Genomic DNA, 3,914 nt, shown 5'->3' on the forward strand with positions numbered 1-3,914 from the left:
TTTTTTCAGGACGTTACATAATTTAATTTTCTTCATCAAACATTTCTTTGAATGAGACAAATTCTCTTCCAGGAAGAATCAAATTTAAAGCAACTCCAATTATAGAAGCTAAAGCCATTCCTTCTAAAGAAAATAAATCTCCAATGTGGATTGCTGCACCACCGATTCCAATGATAAGAATAACAGAGGAAATAATAAGGTTTCGTTTAATCTTGAAATCAACTTTATTCTCGATTAGCATTCTTAATCCGCTCGAAGCAATAATTCCGAATAATAAAATAGAAACGCCGCCCATAACTGGTGTTGGAATTGTACTTAATAAAGCTGAAACTTTACCACAAAATCCAAATAAAATAGCAAAACATGCTGCTCCAATAAATACATAAATGCTAAAAGCTTTTGTAATGGCTAAAACACCAATATTCTCGCCATACGTTGTGTTTGGAGGTCCACCTAAACAAGCTGCAATCATTGTTGCAATACCATCTCCTAACATCGATTTATCAAGACCTGGATCTTCGATTAAGTCTTTGTTCACGACTTTACTCAAAACTAATTGATGTCCGATATGTTCTGCGATTGGTACAATTGCGACCGGAATCATTAAGAAAATAACATACCAAGACAAAGTTGGTGTGTAATCTACAAAAGGAATGGTAAAATCTGGAATCATAAACCATTTAGCTTCTATAACAGGATTTAGGTCGACAACTCCCATCGTAATTGCAAAAAGATATCCACCAATAATTCCGACCAAAACTGGAATTACACTCAAAAAACCTTTACTGAAAATTGCTGTAATTATCGTGATAATTAAGGTAACAAAACCAATTATAACATAGGTTAAATCATATTCACCAGAAGGATTATTTGTCACCATTTTGATTGCTGTAGAAGCTAATCCCAGACCAATTACCATAATTACTGGACCAACAACAATAGGGGGTAAAAGTCTCATTAACCATTTTGTTCCTGCCGTTGCTATAAATAGTGCGACCAATGAATAAGTAACTCCTACCAAAAAACTACCAACCAAGAAACTTCCTGTCGCAATTCCACTTTCTGGGTTTGTTTCTAAAGCTTTCATTGCGATAATTGGATTGATAAAAGCAAATGAAGATCCCAAATATGAAGGGACTTTTCCTCGTGTAATTAAGATGAAAACTAAAGTTCCGATTCCACTCGAAATTAATGCAATTGCTGGAGACATTCCTGTCAAAGCAGGAACTAAAACTGTTGCACCAAACATTGCAAAAAGATGCTGTATACTTAATAATATACCTTGTCCTAACTTCGGTTTTTCGTCGATCGCTAAGATAATATTTTGGTCATTTTGTTGACTCATTTGTAAAAGAAATTGAAATTGTTTTGTTTGAATGCAAAAGTAGCTCAAAACGATTAATAAGTATAGAAATCATATAACTATTTAGCGAAATCTTGTAAATGGTTTTGGAACAATTCTATCGAAATTTGTAAGACAAAAATCAAAGAGTTATGGAAACAAAAGAATTAAAATTCAAAACAAATATAAATTGTAGTGGTTGCGTGAGCAAAGTGAAACCTTTTTTAGATAAGTTAGATGGTTTAGAAGCTTGGGAAGTTGATACTGATAATCCAGACAAAGTTTTGTCTGTAAAAATTAATCAAGCAACAGACGAAGAAATTATTGATACAATTGAGGAAGTTGGTTTTTCAGCTGAATTAATTGAGGAATAGATATTTTTTTAGGTAGAATGACTTATTTTTTGTGATAGTTTAAGTCAATATAATCTCAAGTTAATCTTGTGTTGACTTGAGATTTTTTATTTTTTCGAAATTGTAGAAAGAAAAGTACGCCCATAGCAAGTTGAAGAATAAATAATAAAATAATCCAAGTATTCATTTTTGCTGCAAAATCAGATAATTGATTGTACATTACATCATATTTATCTACCGAAGTTTCAGCTATATTTTTCACAAACTGTATATCGTTCGATTTTTCAATGAGCATAATTTGTTCACCTTTATAACCTTCATTTTTATTCGGAACAACTTCAATTTGATTAGCGCTTACAAAAAACAGAAAAATACTAATGATTGTAGATAAAAATAATAGAAAATAATTGATGTATTTCATGAGTTAGATTATGTTTTGCAAAGATACACTAACTTTTATTAGCTTGTTGTATATGCGCCAAATGATGATTGCAATTCCAAGCATAAATCGCAAGATTTGTTTACTGATGACGAAATTTTTTGTCCCAATCACTTTCAACAAAAGAATTTAACAAAGTAACCCAACGTTGATGCAGCCTTCAGAACGATATTATTGTTCGAATTTAGGTTCTGAAAGAGAGGTGATTTCATTCTGAATTTTTTGTGGAAACTCACGAATTGTTAAAATTCATCATTCAATAGATTCTTTGTTAAATGATGTTGAAATTTCAAATTTTCTAGTGTTTTCATATTGTTTTAAGTTTAAGAAATTTTTACAACTTTACTGATAAAAATTATTCTATTTTGTTAAAACAAGTCACTAACTTTGCAACTTCAAAAAATAATTGTGCAAACCAAACGCATCATAAAATTTGTCACGATACTGATTATTTTTATAATTCAGTTTCTGTTTTTATTTTCGATAATGAACGAAAGAATAGAACATTATCTTGTTCCTTACATTATTGCTGCAATTTGTTTACTTTTGATTGTGGTTTACCGCAAGTTTCCACTGCATCATCACGAATATTCTTTTGATCGTAAAACTTTGGTTTTATGGATTCCTATTGCAGCAATAATTACATATTTGATCAATAATAAATTAGGTTTAGGCGGTGTTTTTTCTGCAGGAATTATAGGAACTTTAGGTTCTTTTTTAACGAAGTTTAATTCTCGTTCAGAATATCTAAAACAAATTGCAGGACCAATTTATTGTGGTGCTTTCATTGGGATGACTTCGCTTGATTTTCAGTATGTTTATTGGATGATTATTTCGGCTGGAGTTTTTACTGCCTTGTTATTTTTTGCTACAAAATCTTTATTTGTTGGTGTGGGTGGAAAGCTAGGAACATTAGCATTTATAGGCGTTTTGTTGAGTATGTTGTTGTTTAAATTAATTATTGGCTAATGATTATTGAATTTTTAATATTAATGATGTTTTCAATAATTGCTTCATTAACAACATATGAATTAAACATTCGTTTCAAACAAGGTCCAGTTCGTGCCTCTGCAATGATTGCAATGATTGTCGGTGGATTTTTCTATTTTTTTCCAACAATTTTACCAGAGTTTTATACCAAAAATATTCCGTTGTATGTAATTGGCGGAACTTTCATTGGAATGGTATCATCAACCATAAATATTAGTTATTTTTCGTTAGTTTTTTCTCCAATTTTATTTGCAGTTTTATTGCATTATACGAGCAAAATTTTCAATGGTTATGGAGGGGCATTAGGTACAACTGCTTGTATTTCGTTGATGTGCACAATGGCATTTCCTATTATCACAAAAAATAAAAAGGTAACATATGGTTATCGTCTAATTCGAATTATTTTTAAGAAAAGAAAACGTAAGAAAATTATTAAACGAAAAGTTTAATCAAAACAATTGAAAACAATCTCTCCCAGTATTTTACTTTTCCAATAATTGATCTGTTTAATTTCTGATTCACCTAATAATTCTAAATCAGAAATGTTTACTTTTTTATTTAATTCTTTTGGATTTAGAAGGATCAAACTTGAATTTACTTCGGCTTTTAATTGTGAAATTAATTCAATAGGAAAGTCAATAAATTTCAAATCAAAGCATCTATTTTTTTCTACACAAGCAAAGATTAAATAAGTTGAATTTACTATCAAATAAAAATTTTGTTTTGTCTTTTGATAATTAATTTTAATTTGATAAAAGTTAGAAGAATCAACCCGTTGTGCATTTTGATT

Annotated in this window: 6 protein-coding genes; 3 read left to right on the forward strand and 3 right to left on the reverse strand. The window is 30.0% G+C overall.

The genetic code is table 11. The annotated features are described in order from the left end of the window. Positions 1 to 22 precede the first annotated feature (22 nt). Complete coding sequence (locus B4E59_RS05170; RefSeq protein WP_221854442.1) at positions 23 to 1,345, reverse strand: solute carrier family 23 protein; 1,323 nt, start codon at positions 1,343 to 1,345, stop codon at positions 23 to 25. 149 nt (positions 1,346 to 1,494) lie between these two features. On the opposite strand from B4E59_RS05170, the gene B4E59_RS05175 reads away from it, so the two are divergent. Then, complete coding sequence (locus tag B4E59_RS05175) at positions 1,495 to 1,716, forward strand: heavy-metal-associated domain-containing protein (RefSeq protein ID WP_038335762.1); 222 nt, start codon at positions 1,495 to 1,497, stop codon at positions 1,714 to 1,716. 55 nt (positions 1,717 to 1,771) lie between these two features. Here B4E59_RS05175 and B4E59_RS05180 read toward each other — a convergent pair whose 3' ends face one another. Beyond that, positions 1,772 to 2,116, reverse strand: a complete 345-nt coding sequence (locus B4E59_RS05180; RefSeq protein WP_221854443.1) for a hypothetical protein — start codon at positions 2,114 to 2,116, stop codon at positions 1,772 to 1,774. Positions 2,117 to 2,620: 504 nt separating this feature from the next. Between B4E59_RS05180 and B4E59_RS05185 the strand changes: the two genes are divergently transcribed. Together B4E59_RS05185 and B4E59_RS05190 are read left to right on the forward strand one after the other, a co-directional pair. After that, entirely contained in the window at positions 2,621 to 3,103 is a 483-nt protein-coding gene (locus B4E59_RS05185) for a hypothetical protein (RefSeq protein WP_115000270.1), read from the forward strand. 23 nt (positions 3,104 to 3,126) lie between these two features. Next, complete coding sequence (locus B4E59_RS05190) at positions 3,127 to 3,573, forward strand: hypothetical protein (protein ID WP_147279982.1); 447 nt, start codon at positions 3,127 to 3,129, stop codon at positions 3,571 to 3,573. Here B4E59_RS05190 and B4E59_RS05195 read toward each other — a convergent pair. Continuing rightward, positions 3,570 to 3,914 (reverse strand): hypothetical protein (locus B4E59_RS05195; protein ID WP_291051821.1); only part of this gene is annotated, 345 nt, incomplete at its 5' end. The two genes, B4E59_RS05190 and B4E59_RS05195, sit on opposite strands and share 4 nt — an antisense overlap.

The sequence above is a fragment of the Empedobacter sp. UBA2044 genome (genome assembly GCF_002333005.1).
Taxonomy (GTDB): domain Bacteria; phylum Bacteroidota; class Bacteroidia; order Flavobacteriales; family Weeksellaceae; genus Empedobacter; species Empedobacter falsenii_B.